This is a genomic window from Candidatus Alistipes pullistercoris, assembly GCF_027665465.1.
In the GTDB taxonomy this organism is placed as follows: domain Bacteria; phylum Bacteroidota; class Bacteroidia; order Bacteroidales; family Rikenellaceae; genus Alistipes_A; species Alistipes_A hominis.
Map to the genome: position 1 here is coordinate 585,629 of NZ_JAQDED010000001.1, position 25,307 is coordinate 610,935.

General features: G+C 43.2%; 22 protein-coding genes. 10 read left to right on the forward strand and 12 right to left on the reverse strand.

Features of this window, described 5'->3' with window-relative positions:
* From PGR91_RS02565 to PGR91_RS02580, 4 genes are all read left to right on the forward strand, one after another.
* Positions 1-2,664 (forward strand): type I restriction endonuclease subunit R (locus PGR91_RS02565; RefSeq protein ID WP_259336702.1); only part of this gene is annotated, 2,664 nt, incomplete at its 5' end.
* Complete coding sequence (locus PGR91_RS02570) at positions 2,654-3,856, forward strand: restriction endonuclease subunit S (protein ID WP_101573656.1); 1,203 nt, start codon at positions 2,654-2,656, stop codon at positions 3,854-3,856. The genes PGR91_RS02565 and PGR91_RS02570, both read left to right, overlap by 11 nt.
* A complete protein-coding gene (locus PGR91_RS02575; protein WP_118655574.1) occupies positions 3,853-5,016 on the forward strand; it encodes an AAA family ATPase in 1,164 nt (387 codons plus the stop codon). The genes PGR91_RS02570 and PGR91_RS02575 overlap by 4 nt, the downstream gene beginning before the upstream one ends.
* Entirely contained in the window at positions 5,013-6,665 is a 1,653-nt protein-coding gene (locus PGR91_RS02580) for a type I restriction-modification system subunit M (protein WP_118655576.1), read from the forward strand. The genes PGR91_RS02575 and PGR91_RS02580 overlap by 4 nt, the downstream gene beginning before the upstream one ends.
* A gap of 500 nt (positions 6,666-7,165) precedes the next feature.
* Here the strand turns inward: PGR91_RS02580 and PGR91_RS02585 are convergent, their stop codons facing one another.
* A complete protein-coding gene (locus tag PGR91_RS02585; protein WP_147387356.1) occupies positions 7,166-7,618 on the reverse strand; it encodes a hypothetical protein in 453 nt (150 codons plus the stop codon).
* A gap of 370 nt (positions 7,619-7,988) precedes the next feature.
* Positions 7,989-8,336, reverse strand: a complete 348-nt coding sequence (locus PGR91_RS02590; protein WP_118655580.1) for a hypothetical protein — start codon at positions 8,334-8,336, stop codon at positions 7,989-7,991.
* 226 nt (positions 8,337-8,562) lie between these two features.
* Between PGR91_RS02590 and PGR91_RS02595 the strand changes: the two genes are divergently transcribed.
* Positions 8,563-9,477 carry an IS1595 family transposase gene (locus tag PGR91_RS02595; protein ID WP_118655582.1) on the forward strand — a complete coding sequence of 305 codons (915 nt, stop codon included), beginning with the start codon at positions 8,563-8,565 and terminating at the stop codon, positions 9,475-9,477.
* Positions 9,470-9,877 carry a hypothetical protein gene (locus PGR91_RS02600; RefSeq protein ID WP_118655584.1) on the forward strand — a complete coding sequence of 136 codons (408 nt, stop codon included), beginning with the start codon at positions 9,470-9,472 and terminating at the stop codon, positions 9,875-9,877. The genes PGR91_RS02595 and PGR91_RS02600 overlap by 8 nt, the downstream gene beginning before the upstream one ends.
* A 206-nt stretch (positions 9,878-10,083) precedes the next feature.
* Here PGR91_RS02600 and PGR91_RS02605 read toward each other — a convergent pair whose 3' ends face one another.
* The 3 genes from PGR91_RS02605 to PGR91_RS02615 all read right to left on the reverse strand — a co-directional run bounded on the left by PGR91_RS02605 (position 10,084) and on the right by PGR91_RS02615 (position 13,570).
* On the reverse strand, positions 10,084-11,349 hold the full coding sequence (locus PGR91_RS02605) for a type II toxin-antitoxin system HipA family toxin (RefSeq protein WP_259336704.1): 1,266 nt from the start codon (positions 11,347-11,349) through the stop codon (positions 10,084-10,086).
* Positions 11,346-11,651, reverse strand: a complete 306-nt coding sequence (locus tag PGR91_RS02610; protein ID WP_009133522.1) for a helix-turn-helix domain-containing protein — start codon at positions 11,649-11,651, stop codon at positions 11,346-11,348. Before PGR91_RS02610 ends, PGR91_RS02605 begins: the two co-directional genes overlap by 4 nt.
* Positions 11,652-12,670: 1,019 nt before the next feature.
* Positions 12,671-13,570, reverse strand: coding sequence for a helix-turn-helix domain-containing protein (locus tag PGR91_RS02615; protein ID WP_270399126.1), 900 nt, complete (start codon positions 13,568-13,570; stop codon positions 12,671-12,673).
* A gap of 136 nt (positions 13,571-13,706) precedes the next feature.
* Between PGR91_RS02615 and PGR91_RS02620 the strand changes: the two genes are divergently transcribed.
* The 4 genes from PGR91_RS02620 to PGR91_RS02635 are packed head-to-tail and all read left to right on the forward strand — an operon-like array spanning position 13,707 to position 16,548.
* Complete coding sequence (locus tag PGR91_RS02620; RefSeq protein ID WP_005924041.1) at positions 13,707-14,486, forward strand: MBL fold metallo-hydrolase; 780 nt, start codon at positions 13,707-13,709, stop codon at positions 14,484-14,486.
* Positions 14,487-14,519: 33 nt separating this feature from the next.
* Positions 14,520-14,984: a cupin domain-containing protein gene (locus tag PGR91_RS02625; protein WP_005924039.1), complete on the forward strand. Its 465-nt coding sequence runs from the start codon at positions 14,520-14,522 to the stop codon at positions 14,982-14,984.
* Positions 14,985-15,007: 23 nt separating this feature from the next.
* Positions 15,008-15,676 (forward strand): radical SAM mobile pair protein A, encoded by a 669-nt coding sequence (locus PGR91_RS02630; RefSeq protein WP_005924036.1) that lies wholly within the window; start codon positions 15,008-15,010, stop codon positions 15,674-15,676.
* On the forward strand, positions 15,673-16,548 hold the full coding sequence (locus tag PGR91_RS02635) for a radical SAM mobile pair protein B (RefSeq protein ID WP_005924033.1): 876 nt from the start codon (positions 15,673-15,675) through the stop codon (positions 16,546-16,548). The genes PGR91_RS02630 and PGR91_RS02635 overlap by 4 nt, the downstream gene beginning before the upstream one ends.
* 146 nt (positions 16,549-16,694) lie before the next feature.
* On the opposite strand, the gene PGR91_RS02640 is transcribed toward PGR91_RS02635, so the two are convergent.
* From PGR91_RS02640 to PGR91_RS02670, 7 genes are all read right to left on the reverse strand, one after another.
* Positions 16,695-18,098 carry a mobilization protein gene (locus PGR91_RS02640; protein ID WP_270399127.1) on the reverse strand — a complete coding sequence of 468 codons (1,404 nt, stop codon included), beginning with the start codon at positions 18,096-18,098 and terminating at the stop codon, positions 16,695-16,697.
* A gap of 282 nt (positions 18,099-18,380) precedes the next feature.
* The gene (locus PGR91_RS02645) at positions 18,381-19,337 is read right to left on the reverse strand and encodes a toprim domain-containing protein (RefSeq protein ID WP_032839816.1); all 957 of its coding nucleotides are present in this window, start codon (positions 19,335-19,337) and stop codon (positions 18,381-18,383) included.
* 211 nt (positions 19,338-19,548) lie between these two features.
* Positions 19,549-20,616 (reverse strand): AAA family ATPase, encoded by a 1,068-nt coding sequence (locus PGR91_RS02650; RefSeq protein ID WP_117589719.1) that lies wholly within the window; start codon positions 20,614-20,616, stop codon positions 19,549-19,551.
* A gap of 11 nt (positions 20,617-20,627) precedes the next feature.
* Positions 20,628-20,936, reverse strand: coding sequence for a DUF3853 family protein (locus PGR91_RS02655; RefSeq protein ID WP_005654521.1), 309 nt, complete (start codon positions 20,934-20,936; stop codon positions 20,628-20,630).
* A 221-nt stretch (positions 20,937-21,157) separates the two neighbouring features.
* Positions 21,158-22,222, reverse strand: a complete 1,065-nt coding sequence (locus PGR91_RS02660) for a hypothetical protein (protein ID WP_115485124.1) — start codon at positions 22,220-22,222, stop codon at positions 21,158-21,160.
* A 12-nt stretch (positions 22,223-22,234) separates the two neighbouring features.
* Positions 22,235-23,521, reverse strand: a complete 1,287-nt coding sequence (locus PGR91_RS02665; protein WP_007756662.1) for a PDDEXK nuclease domain-containing protein — start codon at positions 23,519-23,521, stop codon at positions 22,235-22,237.
* Between the two features lie 63 nt (positions 23,522-23,584).
* Complete coding sequence (locus tag PGR91_RS02670; protein ID WP_007756660.1) at positions 23,585-24,868, reverse strand: site-specific integrase; 1,284 nt, start codon at positions 24,866-24,868, stop codon at positions 23,585-23,587.
* Between the last annotated feature and the right edge of the window lie 439 nt (positions 24,869-25,307).

The following is a 25,307-nucleotide window of genomic DNA, read 5'->3' on the forward strand; positions in this document are numbered from 1 at the left end:
ATAATCAATCAATTACGGATGAATACCGATAACAGCTACCATCGTTACGATGTTATTTTGCTTATCAACGGTATTCCGGTTGTTCAGATCGAACTGAAAACCTATGATGTCAGTCCGCGGCGAGCCATGCAGCAAATCGTGGATTACAAAAATGATCCAGGCAATGGCTACATGAAGACCTTGCTCTGTTTTATTCAGTTGTTTGTCGTTAGTAATCAAACTAATACTTATTATTTTACAAATAATAACAACCAACATTTTTCTTTCAACGCAGATGAACAGTTCCTTCCGGTGTATCAATATGCGACGGAACAAAACACACCGGTAAGTAATCTCGATGCTTTTTCGAGCACCGTACTTACCAAATGCGAACTGGGTAAGATGATTAGCCTCTATATGGTGCTGGTCGCAAGCGAGCAGAAATTGTTGATCATGCGTCCTTATCAAATATATGCTGTAAAGGCAATTATGAATTGCGTGCACCAGAATCGCGGGAACGGCTATATCTGGCACACGACGGGTAGCGGTAAAACGCTGACCTCATTCAAGGCTTCCACTCTGATGAAAGACAATCCAGATATCGACAAATGCTTGTTCGTCGTGGATCGAAAAGACCTGGATCGTCAAACTCGGGAGGAATTTAATAAGTTTCAGGAAAATTGCGTCGAGGAGAATACGAACACAGAAATGCTTGTTCGGAGAATGTTGTCAGACGATTATGCAGATAAAGTAATTGTAACCACCATCCAGAAGCTGGGTATTGCTCTCGATCCAAAGCACAAAAAGAATTACCAAGCACGATTGAAACCTTTGAAGAATAAACGCGTCGTATTTATTTTCGACGAATGCCACCGTTCTCAATTCGGCAATAATCATAAGGCGATTAAAGAGTTTTTTCCGAACTCACAACTGTTTGGTTTTACTGGCACGCCAATATTTGAAAAGAATTCGGTGCAGACACAAGTGGACGGGGAACAAAAAACGTATAAAACAACTGAAGACATCTTCGAAAAGTTGTTACACGCCTACACCATTACGAATGCAATTGAAGATAATAACGTGTTGCGTTTTCACGTAGACTATTTCAAGCCAAAGGAGAAAAATCAAACAAAAAGCAATGAGATATCAAAAACGGCCATCGTGAACTCGATCCTGCAGAGGCACGATGCAGCAACCGATTCCCGCCGGTTCAATGCGATCATGGCTACCGGACGCATCGACGATGCCATTGAATATTACAACTTGTTCAAGACGATCCAGCAGGAACGGAAAACTCAAAACCCCGAATACGAATCATTGAATATCGCTTGCATCTTCTCTCCGCCGGCCGAAGGGAATAAAGACATACAGCAAATACAGGAAGACCTGCCTCAAGAACGTTTCGATAACCAGCAGGAGCCCGACAAAAAGAAAGCGGCTCTAAAAATGATTATTGCCGATTACAATAAACAATACGGAACAAATCATACAATTGCAGAGTTCGACACCTACTATCAGGATGTTCAAGGGCGGATAAAGTCACAGAAATATGGCAATAAAGACGTTCCGCATAAAGACAAGATAGATATTACCATCGTAGTAGATATGCTGCTTACCGGATTCGATTCCAAGTACCTGAATACGTTATATACCGACAAGGACCTGAAATGGCACAATTTGATCCAAGCTTTTTCACGTACGAATCGAATCCTGAACGATACGAAGCCTTATGGCAATATTCTGGATTTCCGAGGACTGGAGGATGCTGTCGATGAGGCAATCGCAATGTTTTCAGAGAAACATACCGACAACCCGAAACAGATTTGGCTGGTCGATCCCGCTCCGAAGGTAATCGAGAAATATGAAGAGGCTATCTCTCAATTGGAGAAGTTCATGCAGTCACATGGCCTGGAGTGTAAACCCGAAGAAGTCAACAAACTCCGCGGAGATGAAGCCCGTGCCGGTTTTATCAACTGCTTCAAGGAAGTACAACGCTTCAGAATGCGACTGGAACAATATACGGATATACAGTCGGATGATAAAGCAAAGATCGACTCCTTGATGCAGGAAGATACGCTTCGGGCATTCAAGGGCATATATATCGATACTGCTCGTCGGTTGAAAAAGAAGCGCGAAAAGAGAGGAGGAGAACAGGTCAGCCAACAAATCGAAGACCTCGATTTCGAATTCATATTGTTCGCATCGGCGATTATCGATTACGACTATATCATGGGGCTTATTGCCCGATATACGAATCGGGGTACTGCCAAAAAGCGGATTACCAAAGAGCAGCTTATCACACTTGTCGCATCGAGCGCGAATCTGATGGAAGAGAAAGAAGATATCGTCGCCTATATCAACAGTCTCGATGAGATCAATGGTAAAACCGAGCAGGAGATCAAAGACGGTTACGAGTTTTTCAAGGAGGAAAAATATAAAAATGAGATAACCTCCATAGCGACCAAATATGGATTGGAGTTTCCGGCATTGGATGCATTTGTCAAAGAGATTGTCGAACGCGAAATCTTCGACGGTGAACGACTCAGCGATCTGCTCGCCCCGCTCGGATTGGGTTGGAAAGCGCGTACACAAAAGGAACTGGCATTGATGGACGACCTTGTCCCCCTATTGAAACGATTGGCCGACGGCCACGAAATATCAGGACTTTCGGCTTATGAAAACTAACAAAAAAAATACGAAACAAGGAGCTGTTCCTGCTTTACGGTTTCCGAAATTTAAAGAATGTGGAAGTTGGATCTATCTGCGAGGAAATAAGGTTTTTAAACAAATTTCTAATAAAAACCACAATTCAGATCTTCCGATACTTGCAATTTCACAAGAACACGGAGCTGTTCCGCGAGATTTAATCGACTATAAAGTTATCGTCTCCGAATCGGGGCTTGAAAATTATAAAGTTGTAGAGGTCGGAGACTTTATAATCAGTCTTCGATCATTTCAAGGAGGTATAGAATATTCTGATTACAAAGGTATTTGCAGCCCAGCTTATGTGATTTTGAGAAAAAGATTGGATATCGAGAACCAATTCTTTAAGTACTATTTTAAGTCGCATGTATTTATTCAAGATTTGAATAAGAATCTGGAAGGTATACGTGATGGAAAAATGGTTAGCTACAAACAATTTTCAGAAATATTATTGCCAATACCATCTATTTCAGACAAACGGGAACAGCAAAAAATCGCTGATTGTTTGTCTTCAATCGATGCGTTGATAAAGGCTGCGGAGAATAAGATAGACGAGCTGAAAGCCCATAAAAAAGGCTTGATGCAACATCTGTTTCCTGCCGAAGGAAAAACGGTTCCGGAATACCGCTTCCCTGAGTTCCAAGATGCAGGAGAATGGGAACAAACTACGATAGGCGCAATTTGTACAATTTCTAATGGCAAGTCAAATGTCCAAGATAATGTCCAGAATGGCAAATATCCTTTATTCGATAGGTCTGAGATAATAAAAACCTCTAATAAATTCTTATTTGATTGTGAGGCGATAATTATCCCGGGAGAAGGACGATTTATCCCTAAACATTATATTGGAAAATTTGATTTACATCAACGAGCATATGCATTAAAAGATTTCACTTGCCATGCCTTATTTGTGTATCATTATATTACAGCATTCTCGTTTATATTAACACAAAAAGCCGTTAAATCTACGGTTTTGTCATTACGCATGCCCATTTTAGAAGCATTCCCACTGTTATTACCCAATAATATACAAGAGCAACAAAAAATCGCCGATTGCCTTTCCTCTATTGACGATTTAATTACCGCTCAAGCAAATCACCTCGAAGCCCTGAAAATCCACAAAAAAGGCTTGATGCAACAACTATTCCCGAATATAAATGACATCGAGGCATGAATAACTCGCCTAAAATCATACCATTCAAGTCGTTATCCGACATTGCCGTCCGGCTTCGTTCCGATCTGAAAGATTTGGATTTCGTGTTGTTGTATGCTTATAACGGAACCGGGAAAACCCGGCTCTCGATGGAATTCAAAGATCGGGGAAAGAAAGGTCGGGGAAACAAACGAGACACCCTTTATTTCAACGCCTTCACCGAAGATCTATTCCACTGGGACAACGATCTCGAGTCCGATGCGGATCGCGTACTGAAGATCAATACCGATTCGAATTTTTTCAATGGATTCAGGGAATTGGCACTCGAAGAGAAAATATTCGAGTATCTGCAACGCTATGCGACATTCAATTTTAAAATAGACTATGAAAAATGGGAAATATCGTTCAGCAAAGATGTTCCCAATCCCGCATATCAACCCGATAACGATGAGCCTGAAACCGTCGTACAGACCAATATCAAAGTCTCGCGCGGAGAAGAAAACATCTTTATCTGGTGTATATTTCTCGCAATCTGCGAATTAACGATCGACGGAGCCGAGTCATACGACTGGGTAAAATACATCTATATCGACGATCCTATATCGTCGCTCGATGACAACAATGCAATTGCTGTGGCAAGCGATTTGTCAAGTCTTTTGCAAAAAGGAACTGGTAAACTCAATGTTGTTATTTCGTCGCATCATCATCTCTTCTTCAACGTGATGTGCAATGAATTGAAAAAGAAAAAATGCAAACGCTATTTTCTTCACAAAAACGGAGACAATGGATATTCGTTACAAGCAACGAATGACACCCCATTTTTTCATCATGTCGCGTTGTTGAGCGAATTAAAAAAACTTATACCGAAAGAAGGGCAAACGGTGGATGACGTCAGCATAAAAACCTATCATTTCAACATGTTAAGGAGCATTTTGGAAAAGACCGCAACCTTCTTCGGTTACAACGATTTTTCTATGTGCATACACGGTGTAGAAGACGAAGTATTGTATGCCAGAGCCCTGAACCTGTTGAGCCACGGTAAATATTCAATTTACGAGCCCGTCGAAATGGGGCACGATACGAAAGATCTATTTGTCGATATATTGAAAGCCTTTCTGGCGAAATACGAATTCGATTTACCTGAAATTATCACAGAAGAAACTAAGACTGAATCAGAATGACCGCAATAGAACAACAAAAATTAGGTAAAGCCCTTTGGGGAATTGCAGATAAACTGCGAGGAGCGATGAACGCGGACGACTTCCGTGATTATATGCTCTCATTTCTGTTTTTGCGCTATCTTTCTGACAATTATGAAGATGCCGTAAAAAAAGAGCTTGGTTCGGATTATCCCGTAGTGTCCGATGTCGATTCGGACGAAAATCGAGTCTTGGCCCCATTGCAGATTTGGTACGATCGAAATCCTGACGATATTGTGGAATTCGAGAAGCAGATGCGACGAAAGATCCACTATGTGATCGAGCCGAAATATCTGTGGAAGAACATGTACGAGTTGGCCCGAACGCAAAGCGACGATTTGTTGAAAACCCTTCAAGACGGTTTCAAGTATATTGAAAATGAATCTTTCGAAAGCACTTTTCAAGGACTGTTTTCGGAAATCAATCTTAGTTCGGAGAAATTAGGAAAAAACTATACCGAGCGCAACAAAAAGTTATGTGAAATCATCAAGAAGATTGCAGAAGGCATCTCTGAATTTTCCAGTGACTCTGACACATTGGGAGATGCTTACGAATATCTGATCGGCCAATTCGCAGCGGGTTCGGGGAAAAAAGCCGGTGAATTCTATACTCCGCAGCAAGTTTCGACCATTCTTTCAATGATCGTAACATTGGATAGCCAAGATCCGACAACGGGTCCGAAGCAGAGAATAGACAAGGTTCTCGATTTCGCTTGCGGTTCGGGATCGTTGCTTCTGAATGTCCGCCACCAGATGAAACGTAACGGCGGACGAGGTATCGGCAAAATTTACGGGCAGGAAAAGAACATTACGACCTACAACCTCGCTCGTATGAATATGTTATTGCATGGGGTGAAGGATTCTGAATTCGAGATTTTTCACGGAGATACGCTACTCAATGACTGGGATATACTGAACGAAATGAATCCGGCGAAAAAAATCGAATTCGATGCGATCGTCGCTAATCCTCCGTTTAGTTACCGTTGGGAGCCCAAAGAAGAGTTCACTACCGATTTTCGATTCCACAAATACGGTGTTGCGCCCAAATCGGCAGCCGATTTCGCATTCTTGCTGCATGGTTTCCATTTCCTCCGCGAAGATGGGACAATGGCTATTATTCTGCCTCACGGCGTATTGTTCCGCGGAGGAGTAGAGAAGCAGATCAGAACCAAACTTCTGAAAGACGGCAATCTCGATGCTGTTATCGGATTGCCAGCCAACCTCTTTTTCTCCACGGGAATTCCGGTGTGTATTTTGGTCCTGAAAAAATGTAAAAAATCCGAAGATGTGTTGTTTATCAATGCCTGCGAAGGATATAAGAAGGACAAGCGTCAAAACCGATTGCGTGAGGGTGAAAACGGAGAGCCTAACGATATTCAAAAAATTGTGGAAACTTACCAATTTCGCAAAGAAGAACCACGCTATTCCAAGCGAGTTTCGTTAGAACGAATCGAACAAGAGGATTTCAATCTGAATATTACCCGTTACGTCAGCACGGCACAAGAAGAGGAGCCAATCGATTTACAAAAGGTTAATGATGAACTGAAAGATATTGCAAAGAGATCAAAAGAAGCGTTAGCTCGTCACAATGAATTCCTTAAAGAATTGGGCTTACCACCTATCGCTGATTAGGCGTAATATTTCAAATAAAGGAATACCTTAAATTCCATATGAGTAAAACACAAATATTTAACCATGAACTCTTTAAGCCAGAAAAGCGACTAATATAGTCGCTTTTCTCTTAAAACCTTTCGAGAGTGAATGTTGTTTTTCGATATTCAACCTTCCTTGTAGTTAATTATCTTGTGCATGATGATGTATTATTACACAAGATTATTCACACTATGTAGATTTTTGTTTTGCAAAATCTTTGATGCGTATTCTTCTATAATATTCCATCTCTTATAACAGGAGAACATATATCAACTCTAATTTACATACTTTTTTAAAGATAATCCTTGCAACACAACCTTGTATTTGACCAATTCTTTAACCCAATGTGCTTTCGATTGAAGGATATTCAATCAAAAATATTATGGTAACTATATACAAATTTACACTACAAACTATCGAATAAAAAGAGAACGAGTGGCAAGATACAAGTTGCCACTCGTTCTCTTTTTCAACTGGGATTATTTTTTTACATACGTTTCGACATTGTGATACTTATAATCGTATTCTGGTTGTTCCTTACTGATTTCTAATGTTAATGTCATCGGCTCTCCACCGTAGCTCATTATTTTATACATTTTTTGGTCGCCGGATTCAGTAAAACTGATCGCCAAGGCCGCAGCCGTCAAATTGTGTTGCCATCTGATTTCGGATATAGAACTCTCCATATTTCCATTGATATATTCATAGGTCGTATAAGTGCCGGTGTTGTCTTTTTTGAAAACATAAACGGCATTGAAATCATCCGATTTTGCATTCCATTCATCCCTGTACTCCCCACTTATTTCATATCCTTTTTCTTGTATCAATTCCCATTTCGTATCTGCAAAAAAGTTCGGAGTACCATCATTTGCATCAGATTTCGAACAAGAAGACACAAAAACGGCAAGTGCAATAAATAGTAATTTTTTCATAGCAAAATTTAGGTTTAATTCATTTTTTGTTTTCATAGCCCCAATCCGCTGTTATGAGACAAATAAAAAGCGCGGGCTAAATTGCCATATCTGGTATCTGCGGTCTTGGACTACCTACATCCCCGAATAATGGAACAAAGCCCACGCAAAATGAATGCGTGAGCGTCGCCTTATTCCACGGGGATAATGTGAAAGTGTCCAAGTTTCAGATACCCGAAATAAGCTAACGCTTTTATATATGTGTCTTCTAAATTTTATCTATCCATAGGCATATCCAAATTTCACGTCAAAGGTACAAATTTTTCAATTTTAATTATCTGTTTACCGCTTCATATCTTCAAAAGATTGTGTTAAAGGCTGTTGTGTTACTCTATTCGGCCTTATCATCTTGTGTTTTTGCTTGTCTTTCGGGTTCTTCTATTTTCATTCTCTCTAATCTTTCTATTTGGGCGGCTATGGCCTTAATACATGCTATTTCGTATCCATAATTTTCATAGTCCACTTGAATATTAAACGAAATTTGTGATAATATGTGATGGTTTAAATTCAATAAAGAATCTGGTACAAAATTTTCTTCCATATATTTCCCATTCAAAAACCAGCTACACACTATAAAAGTTTCGCCTTTCCCGTTCTGTGTGATTCCTTTGACAGTCATAATGGGTTGTGTGAGATTTTGCAGACATACTAAATCTCCGGGGTTGAAAGCTTCTTTCATGATAACATTAATTTTAGTTATTATTTAAAGTTAGAGATACTTTAGTGTATCCCATCATACTCTACCTACTAACATCGAAAGAGAAATTAAACTGTATTTTGCGAGTTTTTGTATTGCATTGATAATGCATACATTAAATCGCTACATTTTATGTAAATATGTTCTAATAAATTTGCTTTAGTGTAAATAAATACTTATCTTTGTATCATGATTAAAAGCAAGAGATATGTTACCCAAGAATTTTAACTCAATTATAGATATTGTAAAAGCGTTTCCGACTGAGCAAAGTTGTATTGAGCATTTGGAATCATTGCGCTGGAACGGTAATGTTGTTTCGCCGTTCGATGCGACTTCAAAAGTCTATAAATGCAAGGGTAATAAATATCGTTGTAAGAATACGGGTAAGTATTTCAATGTCCGGACAGCCACTTTATTCGATAATACGAAAGTTGAGTTAAGAAAATGGTTTGTGGCTATATGGATAGTCACATCGCACAAAAAAGGTATTTCTTCATTACAACTCGGACGCGATATTGATGTGACGCAGAAAACAGCTTGGTTTATGTTACAACGTATTCGCAAATGTTTTGGCTGTGAAAATAATAGCGAATTGAATAATGAAGTTGAAATTGACGAAACCTATATTGGTGGCAAGAACAAAAATCGTCATGCAGATAAAAAAGTTGAAAATTCGCAAGGTCGGAGCGTAAAGGACAAAACGCCGATTCTCGGAATGGTCGAAAGAAAAGGTAAGATTGTCGCTCGCAAGATTGAAACGACATCGGTTGCCCATATCACACCGGAGGTTGTCAAAACCGTTAAAAATGCAATGGTTTATACGGATGAGTGGGTGGGTTATAAGCAGGTCAATAAGATTTATGACCACCTGTTTGTAAAGCACAATGAGGGCGAATATGTCAATGGGCGTATTTACACGAATACGATTGAGGGTTTTTGGAGTATTCTGAAACGTGGTATTGTCGGCATATACCATTTTACCTCACGCAAGCATATTCAAAAATACGTGGATGAATTTGTATTTCGTTATAATACGCGCAACAATGGCGAACATCAAAGATTTAATCTATTTTTGCAGAATACGGAGCATCGTTTAACTTATAATGAATTGATAAATGGGTAATAGAATAGAGAAAACGACAACTATTGAAATAGCGGGTTTGCCTGTTATTTTCTATAAAATGGCGAACGCTGATATATTTATTGACACCCAAAATGTGGATAATGTATTTGGTATTCCTTTAGACCCTAAAATACCGTTCGTTACTTTATACAATGCCTCAATAAAAAATGATGTATTGGCATATCCAATTGATATTATTGTGGATAATTTGAGCGAGGACAGATTGAGATATTTTGCTAAAACGGGAATTGTCAATTTGCTTGATAATTCTTTGTTGGATAAAAAGAACATAGAGGAACAAAAAGAAACAACGGAATCAACAGCACCGGAACAACCGGAATTATCGGATTTCGACAAACTATTGAAAAGGGCATTGGATTACAACCCAAAATCTAAATAAGAACAAGCGGAGTGCATAACTCCGCTTGTTCTTTATATCTTCAGTGTAAATTTGTATATAGTTACCAATATTATTTAACATCAATTAAAATAACGAGCATTACTATATGTTAAACACAAAAGCAATACGATAGTTTAGGATATAAAATTTCCATAAGGTATCAAGTGCAATTGTATATTTAATATGGCTGATATTTTTTTTGATTTTCAATACCTGAACGCCCTCTCCATAGCATCCTGCTCAGATTTGGGAATACCGTATTGTGTGGCGAGTTTCCTCCAGCCCGAAACGGCATGTTTGACCTCTGCGAGGATTGATTCTGCACGAGCGGGTTCCAGCCCGAAATACGGCGTGACACTCATGGCCAGGTCAAACTCCAAAGAATTGTCGTTTTCCGAGATATTGAGCTTCAACCCCGTTCCGTACTCATCAGGGTTCATATCGTAAGCTGGTGACAGCCGCCACCCCTGCGGCGTAAGCAGGAAACCGTGGTTCCGCAGATGATCGTCGCAGTTCGAAACCGCGATATTGAACACAATCCTACGCCAGAGCTGTTCCAGGTTCCGGTCCGTATCGTCGCAGTTGGCGATGATCCATTCGGCCAGTTCGAGGTAGCTGGCTCCTTCCGTACGACTCGCACCGTCCGTATAACCGAGCAACGTCATAGCCGAGGCAAAGTGTATCCGTCGGCCCCTATCGGTCCGGTCGAAACGCTCGGTCATAAAACTGTGATGCCGACTGCCAAACCGCTGCGCCCGACATTCGGACATTTCGATACCGCACGAGCGGGCCATCTCGGCCGTGACCATCTCCCATGCCCCGGAATCTTTCGTATCTCCGGCACTCGGAAACTTGACGATCCATAAGCGTCCATTTTCATCCACTACGTTGGCTTTCGGCCTTGCCCCGCCCAACGACGAACCGGGTGCGACGAGCATATCGATCCATCGCGTATGCTCCGGTGTATCGGTATAATCTTCCCGCTCTATTTGCAGGCTGGCGTGTTCCAACTCCCGGATCGATGTCCAAGGCGGTGTGGTCAGTGAGCGATCGTTATCCATGAATTCCCCATCTTTCGAGAACTTGAAGCGCAGGGCCCCCATGCGGTTTCTGTCGTACACGCCCATCAGGTAATCCGCCTCGGTAAGCGTTCGCGGTTTTCGGTCCTGCAACCGGGCGTTGATGGCTTCCCGCCTACGCATAAGCGTACGCCCCCAGCGGTCCGGTGCGGAATCGAGAAACAATCCGAAATTGCTCTTATCCGAAGGTTGGTATTGCTTCCCCGCAAATGCCGACAGGTCGGGATCCAACGCACGGAAACGAGGATGGGCCAACCATGCGGGATCATTTTCATAAGAAAAGACCTCTTTACCCCGGATCGTTTCGCTGTGAAGCACGCCCATATAGACCGGCTCCGCATCCTCGGGCCAGTCCATATATACGTATATATCGCACTGCGTTATCACATTCATCGCTTTTTAGAGACTCTTTCCCCGACCACGAGTTTGGCATCCTGAAGAGCACGCCCCAGTTCATCGTCTTTAGCTACGAGCAGCAAATCTTTTTCCAGCCCGAGGATAGCCAGCACCCGGAAATAGTATCCCATCGCAACTCCTTCCTCACCCCGCTCGATCTTGGTCAGGGTGTTACGGGAGATTCCGGCCCGTTCGGCCACCTGCTCCGAAGATAACTCCCGGCGCAGGCGTGCCAACTTTATATTTTCGCCCAGAGCCGTAAGCGTCTTCCGCTGGCTCGGCAACAATGCCCGTTTCATACAATAACATTAACGATTCTGTGCAAAGATAAGTATTATTGCTCAAAATAATTCGCATTATACAGATTTATTTTACAGACTACTCCCGAATACCTTTTTCGTACGGGTTCCAGCAACAACGCAGGCCGACATAGCGATGTTCCGATGTTATCGTAAAGTAAGTATGAGATTACGATTCCATCAGATACTCATGAATAGGAATTATCCGAAAAACCTTTCCGTTTTTCTCAAACGCTCTGCCCACGGCTACTATCGACCATTCCGTTAGCCCTAATGCGTTTATGACTTCTACTGGACCAGTATACTTCCAGTCGAAATTCTCATCAGTTACTTATACACAGACTTTAACTAGGCAAGCAACCTTGTTCTTTTTCATCAAAACAAAGTCACACCTTTTTTGATGTTATCAAAAGATTTAAGTTGTGACAGGGGTTATATATGTATACATACATATATAACCCCTGTCCAAAACATAAAAGTTAAAAGTCGAAAAATGAATTTTTATACCAAATCCCCTCAGCCATTCTCTTTTATCGCTAAATAAAAAGTTTCTACCAGTCAAATACAACCAATTACACGACAAGGAAACATAACCTTTGAAAAACAAGTTCTCTGAATTTGCGCTTCCACAACAAAATACGTATATTTGTGCCGTTAGCAGGTTCTTAAAAGACGATTCCGGACAGCAATCCATAGCTCAGTATCCAAATCGTTACCTGACACGAGAAAGAATATAGCAAGTATCTGATTACAGGATATTTCGGAGAGTTAGGTTCATTTCTCTCTCTCTCCGCAATAAAGGGTGTAAATCAAGCATTTGCGAGATTTACACCCTTTTTTACACCCAAGAATGTAAAATTGGGTGTTTTTGTATTTTTTAAGATTCTTCAAAAGAATGTCAATTACAAAGCGATTGGTATTTCTATGGACTGGCAGAATGAACCTTTATGACGAAAAATATAGTTATTCAAAAAAATAAATATCTTAAATATGGAATTCATTTGCCAAATATGAAATTTCTATTCATATATTCCTCTTTTGTAATTCATTAGATATTGGGTAAAAGTCTTGCCTGTTTCTTTTTTGAAAAAACGCATGAGGTGACTGGGGTCGGAAAAGTGGAACTCGTCTGCCAGTTGGCTCACATTCAGATTGGAGAACAGTAGCTCATTTTTCAGCTCTTCCAAAAGACGTTGCTTGAGTAAGTGAATGGCTGATACACCAAATTGCGCTATGACAGAATTATTCAAGGTGATACGACTTACCCGAAGCATATCAGCATATTCTTGAACGCGCTGTGTCGTTCGGATATGTTTTTCGAGTAAGTCCTTGAATTTGAATGCGTAATTGTTTTTTGGCACTTCGACAGGTAGACGATAAGTTTGAGCGTATGCCCGGTTGATAATTACCAGTAGATAATAAAGCACTGACACAATGAGGTTGTAAGTGTCTACCACAGGATGTTGTAGTTCTTGTTTTATCTTTTTTAAGAGGCGCATATATTCCGTCAGCTCCTCCGGCTCGGCAAACAAGTAGGGCGGTGTATCAGTCTGATAATAATACAACAGCCGATATACGAAGAACTTGTCAGCAATGAACGTGCGCATAAAGTCTTCGCGGAAAATAAGAAAAGTGTAATCTAGTTCTACCTCGTTCACGTGCCATTCCTGTTGCTGGTGCGGCGACAAAAGCAGCACCATACCATCCCGTAACTCCACTTTTCGGAAGTTCAGCAACAAATATCCATTGGCACGACGAAAGAAATAGAAGCTGAAAAAATCTGTCTTAAACGCCTTATGCTCGGTCAAGACACCACAGATGTCCTTGCTTTCGCCTGTGTTAATGTAGAAGTCTACGCCACATTGCGTTTTATTGAACGGAACGCTTACAAGTCTTTCGGGATTGATTATAGCTTTCATCACTCTTGTTTTTTGCTTTTTGCAAATATACATCATTCTTTTATCAAAATGGCATATATTCCTGTTTTTAAGGCATAGAGACATTGGGATATCCTTTCGAACTTTGTACCCGAAAAATAATACAAAACATAACATCATGAACGAAAAAGCAATTATTCGGTTGGTACGCAGTGCCACCTTGAAAATCAACTATGCAGGACATACCATTCTTATTGACCCCGTATTTGCCGACAAAGGAACCCTGCAATCAGCTCTCGGTGTATATAAGAATCCGAGGGTACATCTCGTAATGCCTATTAGCGACATTACTGAAGGTGTTGATATGGTACTGCTCACCCACAACCACATCGACCATTACGAACCAAGTGTAAAGCAGCATTTGCCGAAAGACATTCCTTTCTACACCCAGCCACAAGATAAGGCCGCCATCCTGAAAGATGGTTTCTCAAATGTAGAAGCGATTGAAGAGAGCATAACCTTAGGTCATCTGACCATCCACCGTGCTATTGGCCATCACGGTTTCGGTCAGATAGGCCAGATGATGGGACCTGTTTCGGGCTATGTGCTGATGTCCGAAGGGCTTCCGACTATTTATATCATGGGCGATTGCAAATGGGAAGAATGTACTCTTGCTACCGTGGAAAAGTATCGTCCTAATTATATTGTGGTGAACAGTGGCGGTGCGGTATTCCCCGAATTCTCTAAGACGGACGGTTGTATCATCCCCAATGAACAGGAAGTAATGGCGATGCTTGACACACTCCCCCCACACATCAAGCTGATTACCGTACACATGGATGCCATCGATCATTGCCAGACCACCCGTGCCATCCTTCGCAACGAAGCTCGCCATCACGGGACGGATATGAGCCGACTGATTATACCGGAAGACGGAGAAAGCATAACACTTAAATAACTGTATAAACAATCATTTCAAAATATTAGAAAGATGAAAAAGATTAGGAAAATCGCGGTAGAACAGAATTTCGCCGCGATCAGTGTCGGTAAGTTGAATGAACTGAATGAATACGAACTTCAGCTTGGCCCGGATGTGAAAATTCCCGGAAAAGTATTCTGCAGCACCGCTCTCGGAACTACGGGAAGCGAGTTTTCTTTCCAGTCATTCGCCCCGGGTACAGAAACCGGATTTCTGCATAGTCACAAGAGTCATGAGGAACTTTATTTTTTCCTCTCCGGTAAAGGTGAATTTCAAGTAGACGGAACAGTGTTCCCAGTGGAAGAAGGTAGCGTTGTCAGGGTATCTCCTGCAGGAAAACGAAGTGTCCGTAACAACGGAACGACTCCGCTCCTCATGCTCTGCATACAATATTGCAGCAATACATTCTCACAGGAGGATGCCACTGACGGAATCATACTGAAAGAACCGGTAAAATGGAAAGTCTCTCCGAAATGATTCTAAAAAGGAACTCTAAGCAGATGACTATCTGTATAAAATCCCTGATAAAGAATATGAACATAGTGGTAGGCTGCTCCATCGGGTGCAGCTACTGCTATGCCCGTAACAACTGCCGCCGTTTCCATATTACGGACGACTTCTCCGTACCGGAATATATGGTGCGAAAGCTGCGTATCATCGACACGCCCAAGCCTCACGTATGGCTGATGACCGGAATGAGCGATTTCTCCGATTGGAAGCCTGAATGGAATGCGGAAATATTCAGACGAATGAAAAGCAATCCGCAACACGCTTATATATTCCTTACGAAATGTCCGGACAAGATCAGTTTCTCTACAGATGACGAGAATGTATGGATGGGCGTGACCGTCACGCGCAATTCCGAAAAAAAGCGGCTAGACGATTTGAAAAGAAATATCAAGGCCAAGCACTACCATGTCACTTTCGAACCTATTTTCGATGAAATCGGCGATATAGATTTCGAGGGTATCGACTGGATTGTCATAGGTACGGAGACCGGACATCGGAAAGGCAAAGTGGATTCCCGTCCCGAATGGGTGCTTCACATTGCCGACCAAGCCCAAACACAGGGCGTCCCCGTGTTTATGAAAGAGGATTTGCTGCCTATAATGGGCGAAGAAAGGATGATTCAGGAACTGCCGGAACAATTTACAAAACGCTTACAATGAATACCGAAATAATCAAAGAAATAGACGTACAGAGCGTTATGACCAAATCCTCACTGCCGGTCGGAGGATATTCGGTCAACCCTTACGTGGGCTGCCCCCACGCCTGTAAGTATTGCTACGCATCGTTTATGAAACGATTCACCGGGCATACAGAACCGTGGGGTGCATTTCTGGACGTGAAGAACTGGAAACCGATAGCCAATCCGCACAAATATGACGGAGAGCGCATTGTGATAGGTTCCGTGACGGATGGTTACAACCCGTATGAGGAGCAATTTTGCCGTACCCACAGGCTGCTCGAAGAGCTGCGTGGGAGCAACGCCGAGATTATGATATGCACTAAGTCCGACCTTGTCCTGCGCGACCTCGACCTGTTGAAGCGTTTTCCCAAAGTAACGGTGTCATGGTCGGTCAATACGCTTGACGAGCGTTTTCGTACGGATATGGACAATGCCGTGAGCATAGAACGTCGTCTGAACGCAATGCGTCAGGTCTATGAGGCGGGCATCCGTACCGTGTGTTTTGTATCGCCCATATTCCCCGGAATAACCGATATGAAGGCGATTATCGAGAAAGTGAAAGGATATGCCGATTTGATATGGCTCGAAAACCTGAATCTGCGCGGGCAGTTCAAGGGAGGGATAATGACGTATATCCGTGAGAAGCATCCCGACCTCTTTCCGTTATACGAAGAAATATACAACAAAAAGAGGCTTGATTACTGGCAGGCATTGGAACAGGACATTTCCCAATACGCCAAGGCACAGGGGTTTCCATATAGAATAAATGATTTGCCTTACGGGCGCTCGGAAAAAGGCAAGCCGGTTATCGTAAATTATTTCTACCACGAAAAGATACGATTGACTAAATGAGGGAAAGATATTGACAATATGGTATATTAATAGTGAATAAGATATTCTTTTATTGCTTATTTTACTTTAGAATAGTTAGACAACTTAGATTTTGTACTATATATTACGATAGAAGTACAATCCATGATGAATTGTACTTCTCTATATTACATCCTGAATCCTCTGGATTTTTGTTCTTTCTGCACTGAGTTACGCAGATGCTGCTGTAACTTCTCCCATTGTTCTTTGAACCATTCGCTGATTGGCTGTTGGTTTATAGTCAGCATCAATTTATTCTTATCGATCGGGCTTCGTTCAATTTTGAAAATTACATTTTTTGTTTCAAATCTCTGTCTATATTCTTCGGAATAGATTTTTCCACTACATCTGAGAGCTTCCTTTTTGTATAAAAGAGAATCAACCATCCCCTTGGTAAAACCAGTGACATAGCATAATTTTTCCATTCTCAGCATTTCTTTGAGTAATGGGAACCAGCATAATGCCTTTTCAAGCAGGGTGTTTAGCCGTGATATTTCTTTGTCTTTAGCTTCAATCTCTTTATTATGTATTCCTTGAAGATTGCGTATTTGTCTGCCGTGCTGTTCCTGCATTTGTTGCATCTGAATTTTTAATTCATCAGTAGCTTTGTCCCGGTTGGCAATCTTCTGATGTAGCTGCTCGATGTTATGTTCCAGTTCTTTCAACTTACCGCTTCCGAAAAGAGAACCTACGCTGCTGGTTATGGCAGTGGCTACATCGGTAGCTGCACTTTTGAGTTTGTCTGTACGTATCTCAGCTTTTACCTGTTTGAGTTCCTGTTCGGCAAGGCTTACCTGTTGCTCCTTGTGTCGCTTGGTTTCTTCTATACGTTGCAGTTCGGCTTTCTGCTTCTCAATGATGAAATCGTTTCGTTCCAGATGCTCTTTACCTGTGACAGCTTTTGTCTGCCCACGTTCCATTAGCAGAATATCGGAAGCAAGGGTCTGCATGGTTGCCATATCCTCGTCATTGAGCTTTCGGCTCTTCCCGGTTTCGTGGTTCATCCAGTCGAATACGATATGAGCATGATAGTTCGGCTTGAACCATCTGCTTCCTATTTGGAAGCTCTCTTTGTCTTCCGCTTCCGGCTGACCGTTCAGCCAATGCCCTTCGTCTTTATGCAGGAAAATCTGTAGCGGAGTGATGCCCCAGCGTCTTTGGCACTCTTCACCGAATTTGCGTACATCAGCCAGTGTGGTGTCCGGTCTGATAAGCAATACTCCTTCACGGATGGGTGAGCATCCCGCCACCTTGATAATCTTTCCATTCTTTCCCTTGCGTTCCCTTTCCTTTTCCTGCATGGCACGTCCGGTCTTTTCCTTGACCATTTGCTTGATATTGTCATAATGAGTTCGCAGTTCGGGAGTGCCGAAGTCGGGATTTATCCACTGTTCGTTATCGGTGGAAAGTTCGGGAACGACATAGATTCTGGACTCCCCGATATTACGCATATACTCGGCAGTCCTTCGGTTGTGTGCCTCGCTCGATGCGATGTTGCAAGGCTTGATGTGTATGCTTGATTTTGTTGCCATAGCTTCTTTTCTTTGTTTACAATTAATTTACTTTGCTCGCTTTCGCAGAGGGGTTATTTTATGAATCTCGGCTGCATTCGGCATAGGTCAAGCAAGTTTGCCTCTGCTCTCATTTGCACGAGATTTCTTAGGGGTAACCCATAAGCGGAGATTGCAAAGAGAGGGTCACTCTTTGCTCGGGGTTCTCAGGGGTGAAACGCCCTGAGTGGGTCATTAGGGCAAAGCCCTAATCCCCTCGGGAGAGCCCACAACTACGAAAGCGGAGCGTGTAGTTATAGTGGGCTATAACCGGAAGCCGCTCTTCTTCTCCGGTGATTGGCTGCGCACCCCTTTGGCGGACTGGAGCTGCCTTTTTCTTTCAACCTGTTTCTGTAAGTATTCGTTCAAGTCCTTGCATCCGCTGTAAATCTGCGAAGCGTCCCGGATGTACCGGTCTCTGCCGTATTCCATGCGGATTTGCCGGAGTGCTTCCATTCCTGCATGGTCGTTGTCGAAAAAGCAGTGGATGCGTTCGTAATTGCCCAACGGATAGAGAGCCTTGTTCACATTCGATACGGAGTTCAATACAATATAGTCCTGCCCGTCCAATTCCGGATAATTTGGGCAGCTCTCTTGTCTCAATGTCAGAAAGGAAAGGTAGTCCATGAAACCCTCGAACACATAGCAGGCAGTCCTTGCTTTTCCCGACTGTCTGATGTGGGAGATTTCCTTGGGGGCGATGCAGCCCTTGAAATAGGGGTTACGAACCTCAAACCCACCCGAACCGTTAGGGAAGGCAATGGCAAAGTAACGCTTGCCGTTGTGGGTGTAACGGGCTTCACTACATTCTCTTTTTGCCAGTTCCAGATTTATTCCTCTACCTTGTAAATAGGAAAGCAGGGCAGGAGACGATAGCGGTACTATCTCCAGCTGTTGGAAGCTCGGACCGAAAGAGTCCTGCTTGCCAAAAGAGAAAGATACCGGGTGTACATGCGGTGTCTGTTCCGCAATCCGCTCCAGCAGGTAAGGTACATGGTCGGTAGCATACAGGTGTGCAGCCAGTTCAATGATACCGCCCCCTTTCCCTAAACCGAAGTCGTACCACTGGTTGCGTTCGGTGTTCACTTTGAAGGAAGCCTCTGTTTCTTCCCTCAAGGGAGATTTGTACCAAAGGTTGATACCCTGCTGTTTGACGGGTGAATACCCCAGGCTGTGCAGGTAGTCAGCCAGATTGATTTGTTTTGCAGTCTCGATGTTCATAAGGAAATCGTTTTTAGTGAGTGCTTTGATTATTTCTCTTTTTGCCCGCAACTCTTAAAAGTATGCGGTCAGTACAATCACTTCACTAAACTCCTAATATATAGACCCCCGGAATAAAGTGAAGTGATTTGTCTGTTTCTGAAATCACTTCACTAAATTGTCGTATATATAGGATACGGGAATAAAGTGAAGCGATTTTCGGGATTGTCGGCTAATAGTGGTAATCGGGCTTGAAGGAATACTTCCTGCCGTTTTCCTGCACTATCATCCGTTTGTTGCGCAGCATGGTGATAAGCGCCACTGCATTCTGGTGATTCAGTCTAACCCCTTCTGCCAGATAAGTCCTGATTAAGGTGTCTTCCAGCTCCTTGTAGCCGTATTCCTCTTTCAGTGCAAAAGCGTCTTCCAGTGCGGCACGGTGCTGCGGTTCTGAAATATCCTTGTAAGGGTCAAACTTTTCCACCGAGGGTCTTCCCGGCTTCCTTGCTTCCGGCTTGTAGCCTTCCGCAAGTTCGGGCAGGGCTCTGTCGTTGATGCAGAATGCAAAAGGCTCGAAATCCATCGCCCGGATGTGCATGGCGGAAACATGGCTGATGTCGCTGTTCCCCTTGTCCTTTTCCACCAGCAGGACTGTTTCCGCCTTGTTGTTCAGTTCCGTACCAATGTGCCCTCTTGCGTTCTCATCCCCCTTGTTCTGATGCAGTATCGTATGGATATGAATCTGCCTGTCGTCCGTCCACTGCATCAGCTTGGATATGATGCGGGTGGATTCACCGGGGCTGTTGATGTCGTACACCATATCCCGGATGCCGTCTATGATGACCAGCCCAATATCCGGTGAGTGGTAGATAGCCTGTTCTACAATGCTGATGCGCTGTTCCGGGGTGTATTTTCTCAAAGCGAGAAACTCCAGATAACCGCTGTCCCTGTCATCGGGCAATCCTGCCATCCGCAGGATCCGCTTCATCACTTTCAGGCAGTGGTAGGGGCTTTGCTCCGTATCTATATAAAGCACTTTCCGCTTTTCCTCGGGCAGTTCAGCCGCATATCGTAACACGGTACCGTTCTTCAATGCAGCGGCTACGATAGCCGATACATTGAAGGTTTTCTTGCTCTTGGCTTTGCCGATGGATGCGCTGAAATTGCCCAGCGTCCCGATGACAGAGCCGTGTACTTTCAGAATTTCGGGGGCTTTTTCGTAGCATCTTGACAGACTTAGCCGGGATTCCTGCCAGAGGATAACGGCTTGTTCGGGTGATATTTCTTTTATATAGTCCATAATCACCTCCTTTATCTGCGTCCTCCGGTTTTCTTGCCAGCCAGTTCCAGCGCCAGTTCCGCATCCACGATAATCTTGCGTCCAATCTGGGTAATGGCTTTGTCTATCTTTCCGCTTTTCTTGATGCGGTTGGCTGTGGGCAGGCTGCACCCGAAAAGCTTGGCTATGCCGAGTATGCCGTACACGTACTTTCTTTCCGTGTCGGTGGTCGGCTGCGGTTGCGCCTCTGCCTGTACCGAAGCGTGTCTGCTTAGAAAAAGGAACTCTTCGCCTGTCATCTGCCAGACGGGTTTCACTAACAGTTCTTTGAGGTTGTTCATCGTCCGTATGATTACTTGTTTGACAATAGCCCTGCGCACAGGCTGTTTCTTCTGTTCTCGAACGATGCAAAATTAGGTAGGGTTTTGAGTGGTAAGTATGTGGATGATAGATATGGATTGTTCTGTTATATCGCTGAATATCAAGAAATAAAAATACCACTCAAAAATTATTTTGAGTGGTATAAGTGGTCATGTCGTAAAATATATTGGAATATCACGGGTTATCGGAATATTCCGTCCATTTCCTTGGCGAACTTTTGGTTGGGAATACTGGGTAAATCGGAAACGGGTTCCCTGTACTTGGACTTGTAATAGTCTTCATCAATATCCAGGTGTTTCAGGATGGCTTCCTTCCATTTGTCCTTATCCTGCCCCGGCAACTGCTCCCTCATCAGGGAAATCAGATAGCATACCCGTATCTTTTCCCTTGGCTTTATTTTCAGTACGCACTGGCAGGGATGCAGATTCATGCAGGCATAGAAATCCGGTGCGGTAATGTCTTCAAACTGTTCCCCTGCACAAACTTCATGAATTAGGGAAATCAGCTTCATGCTGAAATATTCAGGCAATCCGGCAGTCGTAGCTGTAGTCGATGCGGTTGTAGTTTCAGCTTCCGGCTGGCTGTCTGTACGGCTCTGCCTGTCTGCTTCGTTCGGTTGGCTTTCTTCGTCCGGTACATATTTGGTCAGGATGCCCATGAAGTGTACGCTAAGCAGGTAGATGTCGTCGCAACGGTTTTTCATGTATTGCCGGGCTTCTTTCCAGAGAAGGGTTTGCTGCTCATAAAGATGCTCCAGTTGGGCTTTCTCCCTTTCATATTCAGCCTTGCAACGCTCATATTCTCTTTCCGCCAGCTTTTCTTCTTCGGGTGTATGCTCTCGGTAGCCAATGGAATCATAGCGGTTGTTGGCTTCGTTCATCGGTTTGCGCAGCCTGTTTACCACTTCCATCTCTTCCTTGATGGTTTCCTTGTAGCGGTCTGCGTATTGGTAGCATACACGTATGATCACTTCGTCATGGAGAAGGCGGTAAGATTCATAAAGCCGTATGTATTCTTTGACTTCCTTTTTCAGACTTTTCAGCAGCAGGGTACATGGTTCTGGCGGTGTATGCAGCACCAGTTCAAGGATAGCTTGCTCAAAAGCCTTTATATCGCTCCATTTCGAGTAGAAATCAACGATGAATTTCTGCTTTTCAAAAGAGAAAGTATGGCTTACAATCCAATCTTTGCAGATTCTGTTCAGCTCCCCGTATTGAGGAATGAGGGTTGTTATCGTTTTCTGCATGGCATACTCTTATTATTGGGGATCCTTGTCAAGGAAAGAAGCCAGTTCTTCTTCCACTTCTTCTACGCTGGGCAACGCTGATTTCAATTTCTCGGGAATCGCCTTGCTCAATTGGTAATCGCTGATGCCGATGGGCTGGTCATAGCCGGAAAGGGCATACTGGGCAACCACTTCGTCCTTTCCTCTGCACAACAAAAGACCGATGGTCTTGTTGTCGTGTTCCCCTCTCAACTTATCATCCACCACGTTGATGTAAAAGTTGAGTTGTCCGGCATATTCCGGCTTGAAAGGAGTGGCTTTCAATTCTATGACAATATATGCGTGCAACGGAATGGAATATAGAATCAGGTCGGCAAAGAAATCGCTGTTTCCGACTTGGAAGTGCTTCTGCCGGGCAACGAAGGCAAAACCGTTGCCCATTTCCAACAGGTAGCGGGTAACGTGTTTCACCAGCTGTTCTTCAATATCCCTTTCGTCTGCTTTTTCTTTGGCTCCTGCCAAATCAAAGATGTACGGGTCTTTGAGTAGGTAATTGGCAAGGTCGCTTTGTGGAGCCGGAAGTGTGGTCGTGAAATTGTTTACCTTGTTGTTGCTGATTTGTCGGCTATACAAATCACTGTCAATTTGCATTTTCAATACATTGCTGCTCCATCCCATTTCCACAGACTGCTTCATGTACCAGTAGCTTAGACCTAAAGGTAGCGAACTGTCAAGTATAGTCATTTGGCTTGTCCAGTTTATTTTGGCTATAGGAGAGGTCAAGAAAACTTCTTCTATTTCCCTGATTCCCATCCTGTAAATGGCAGACACGGTTTTTCCCACATCTTCAAATTGCGCAGGAACTTCCTGCGTAATTGCTAATGATTGACAATCAATCGATTGTATTTGCGCAGTAAGTTCCTGCGTAAATTGCTTGTCATTCAGTTTTAATACTTCATTGGTCACACTCTGTATGGTTGGGACAGACAGGCTTGCATCTGTTTCTATGAAACTTTGCAACGCTCTTAAAGGATATGCTTTTGCAAACTGGCACATATAGGTAAGGTTACGTTCCGAATAGCCTTTCTTTTCAGGGTAATGCAGTCGGATAGCCTTTGCCAACTGCTTGATGATTTTGCTTCCCCATCCGTGCAGCTGCTGGTGATAAAGGATGTAATTGCCTATCTTCCAGTAATGGAACAGCATTTGTGCATTGGCTGCAACAATCAGCCTTACTTGTGCCTGTTCTATTTCCGAACCGACCGCTTGTATGAATGCATCAAAATTCGTTTTCTCTATGTTGGATTCCTTGTTGCTCATATTGTGATGATAATTTCTACAAATATAGTCATTGATAACTATCTATGAAACTGTTTGATACTTTTATAGTTGATTAAACTTGTTCATGGCATTTGCCTTAATATCATCCGCTATGTCAATGTAGGGTTTCATAGCTTTGTAGTCGCTGTGTCCCGTCCATTTCATGACCACCTGTGCCGGGATTCCGAGAGCCAGCGCATTGCAGATGAATGTCCTTCTTCCTGCATGGGTACTGAGCAAAGCGTATTTGGGTGTGACTTCATCAATACGTTCATTTCCCTTGTAGTAGGTTTCCCGTACAGGCTCGTTGATTTCTGCCAGTTCGCCCAGCTCTTTCAGGTAATCGTTCATCTTCTGGTTGCTGATGACGGGCAGAGCCATGTAATTCTCGAAATGGATGTCCTTGTATTTGTCCAGTATGGCTTTGCTGTATTTGTTCAGTTCAATCGTCAGGCTGTCGGCAGTCTTGACTGTGGTTATTTCGATGTGGTCGGACTTCACATCGCTTCTTTTCAGATTGCGAACATCCGAATACCGCAAACTCGTAAAGCAGCAGAACAGGAAAACATCACGCACACGTTCCAGGTATTGCTTATCCTTGGGTATCTGGTAGTCTTTCAGCTTGTTCAGTTCATCCCAAGTCAGGAAGATTACTTTTTTCGAGGTGGTTTTCAGTTTCGGTTTGAATGTATCGTATGCAATGTTCTGATGATGTCCTTTCTTGAAGCTCCAGCGCAGGAACCATTTGAGGAATCCCATTTGCTTGCCGATGGTGCTGTTTCTCATATCCTTGGTATCACGCAGGAAGTTGACGTATTCGTTCAATCCAAACTCGTCGAAATAGTTGAACGTTGCATCCTCCTTGAACTCTTTGAGGTGGTTCCTCACTGCTGCAAATTTTTCATAGGTGGATGCCGTCCAGTTATTCTGGTTACCGCACTCTTTTACAAACTCATCGAATACCTCCCAAAAGCTGACAGGGGCTTCTTCCGGCTGTTCTTCGCTGGTGTCTTTCATTCTCATGTTGAAAGCTTCCTTCAACTGTTGGGTCGTTGGCATGACCTCCTGCACCTCAAATTCCTTGAAAATATTCTGGATTTCGGCATAGTATTTCAGCAAGTCCGTATTGATTTCGGCTGCACTCTGCTTTAGCTTGTTGGTACATCCGTTCTTTACCCGCTGCTTGTCTGCATCCCATTTGGCTACGTCAATCCGGTAGCCCGTTGTAAACTCGATGCGTTGGCTGGCAAAGATGACACGCATACGGATGGGTACGTTCTCTACGATTGGCACACCGTTCTTTTTCCGGCTCTCCAATGCAAAAATGATGTTGCGCTTGATATTCATAATTGGGTGCGTTTGAAATTCTACACCCAAATATACACCCAATTATTGAGATAGCAAAAGACATTTAGAAACATTTAGTTTTACTCTATGTTGTAATTTGCACTTGATTATCAGTTGTTTGCGGTTTTATGAGATTCTGTGAAAGTATAAGTTCGAGAGCCTGTCTCTCCGCTGAATTTGTTGTATGAAAGTAAACCTACGAGTCATTGATTCGTAGGTTTTTTATTGCCCGTAAGCTTGTCGCCGGGAACATCCGGAGGAAGGGAAAGAACGCCGTTAAAACGACTGCCGGGCCGATGCGAAGTTTTCTTTCGGGAAAAGAGCCGGATTGGACCGGCCAAAGCTATTTTAACAAAAAAAGACGGTCGGAGCTATGTGTAAGGCTATTTTGTTGTATATTTGAAGCATACATGGGGAGTGCCCGGGAAAAAGAAAGTCC

Coding starts and splice junctions, on each gene's coding strand:
- PGR91_RS02570 (WP_101573656.1), top strand. CDS start 2,654: ATGAAAACTAACAAAAAAAATACGAAACAAGGAGCTGTTCCTGCTTTA.
- PGR91_RS02575 (WP_118655574.1), top strand. CDS start 3,853: ATGAATAACTCGCCTAAAATCATACCATTCAAGTCGTTATCCGACATT.
- PGR91_RS02580 (WP_118655576.1), top strand. CDS start 5,013: ATGACCGCAATAGAACAACAAAAATTAGGTAAAGCCCTTTGGGGAATT.
- PGR91_RS02585 (WP_147387356.1), bottom strand. CDS start 7,618: ATGAAAAAATTACTATTTATTGCACTTGCCGTTTTTGTGTCTTCTTGT.
- PGR91_RS02590 (WP_118655580.1), bottom strand. CDS start 8,336: ATGAAAGAAGCTTTCAACCCCGGAGATTTAGTATGTCTGCAAAATCTC.
- PGR91_RS02595 (WP_118655582.1), top strand. CDS start 8,563: ATGTTACCCAAGAATTTTAACTCAATTATAGATATTGTAAAAGCGTTT.
- PGR91_RS02600 (WP_118655584.1), top strand. CDS start 9,470: ATGGGTAATAGAATAGAGAAAACGACAACTATTGAAATAGCGGGTTTG.
- PGR91_RS02605 (WP_259336704.1), bottom strand. CDS start 11,349: ATGAATGTGATAACGCAGTGCGATATATACGTATATATGGACTGGCCC.
- PGR91_RS02610 (WP_009133522.1), bottom strand. CDS start 11,651: ATGAAACGGGCATTGTTGCCGAGCCAGCGGAAGACGCTTACGGCTCTG.
- PGR91_RS02615 (WP_270399126.1), bottom strand. CDS start 13,570: ATGAAAGCTATAATCAATCCCGAAAGACTTGTAAGCGTTCCGTTCAAT.
- PGR91_RS02620 (WP_005924041.1), top strand. CDS start 13,707: ATGAACGAAAAAGCAATTATTCGGTTGGTACGCAGTGCCACCTTGAAA.
- PGR91_RS02625 (WP_005924039.1), top strand. CDS start 14,520: ATGAAAAAGATTAGGAAAATCGCGGTAGAACAGAATTTCGCCGCGATC.
- PGR91_RS02630 (WP_005924036.1), top strand. CDS start 15,008: ATGACTATCTGTATAAAATCCCTGATAAAGAATATGAACATAGTGGTA.
- PGR91_RS02635 (WP_005924033.1), top strand. CDS start 15,673: ATGAATACCGAAATAATCAAAGAAATAGACGTACAGAGCGTTATGACC.
- PGR91_RS02640 (WP_270399127.1), bottom strand. CDS start 18,098: ATGGCAACAAAATCAAGCATACACATCAAGCCTTGCAACATCGCATCG.
- PGR91_RS02645 (WP_032839816.1), bottom strand. CDS start 19,337: ATGAACATCGAGACTGCAAAACAAATCAATCTGGCTGACTACCTGCAC.
- PGR91_RS02650 (WP_117589719.1), bottom strand. CDS start 20,616: ATGGACTATATAAAAGAAATATCACCCGAACAAGCCGTTATCCTCTGG.
- PGR91_RS02655 (WP_005654521.1), bottom strand. CDS start 20,936: ATGAACAACCTCAAAGAACTGTTAGTGAAACCCGTCTGGCAGATGACA.
- PGR91_RS02660 (WP_115485124.1), bottom strand. CDS start 22,222: ATGCAGAAAACGATAACAACCCTCATTCCTCAATACGGGGAGCTGAAC.
- PGR91_RS02665 (WP_007756662.1), bottom strand. CDS start 23,521: ATGAGCAACAAGGAATCCAACATAGAGAAAACGAATTTTGATGCATTC.
- PGR91_RS02670 (WP_007756660.1), bottom strand. CDS start 24,868: ATGAATATCAAGCGCAACATCATTTTTGCATTGGAGAGCCGGAAAAAG.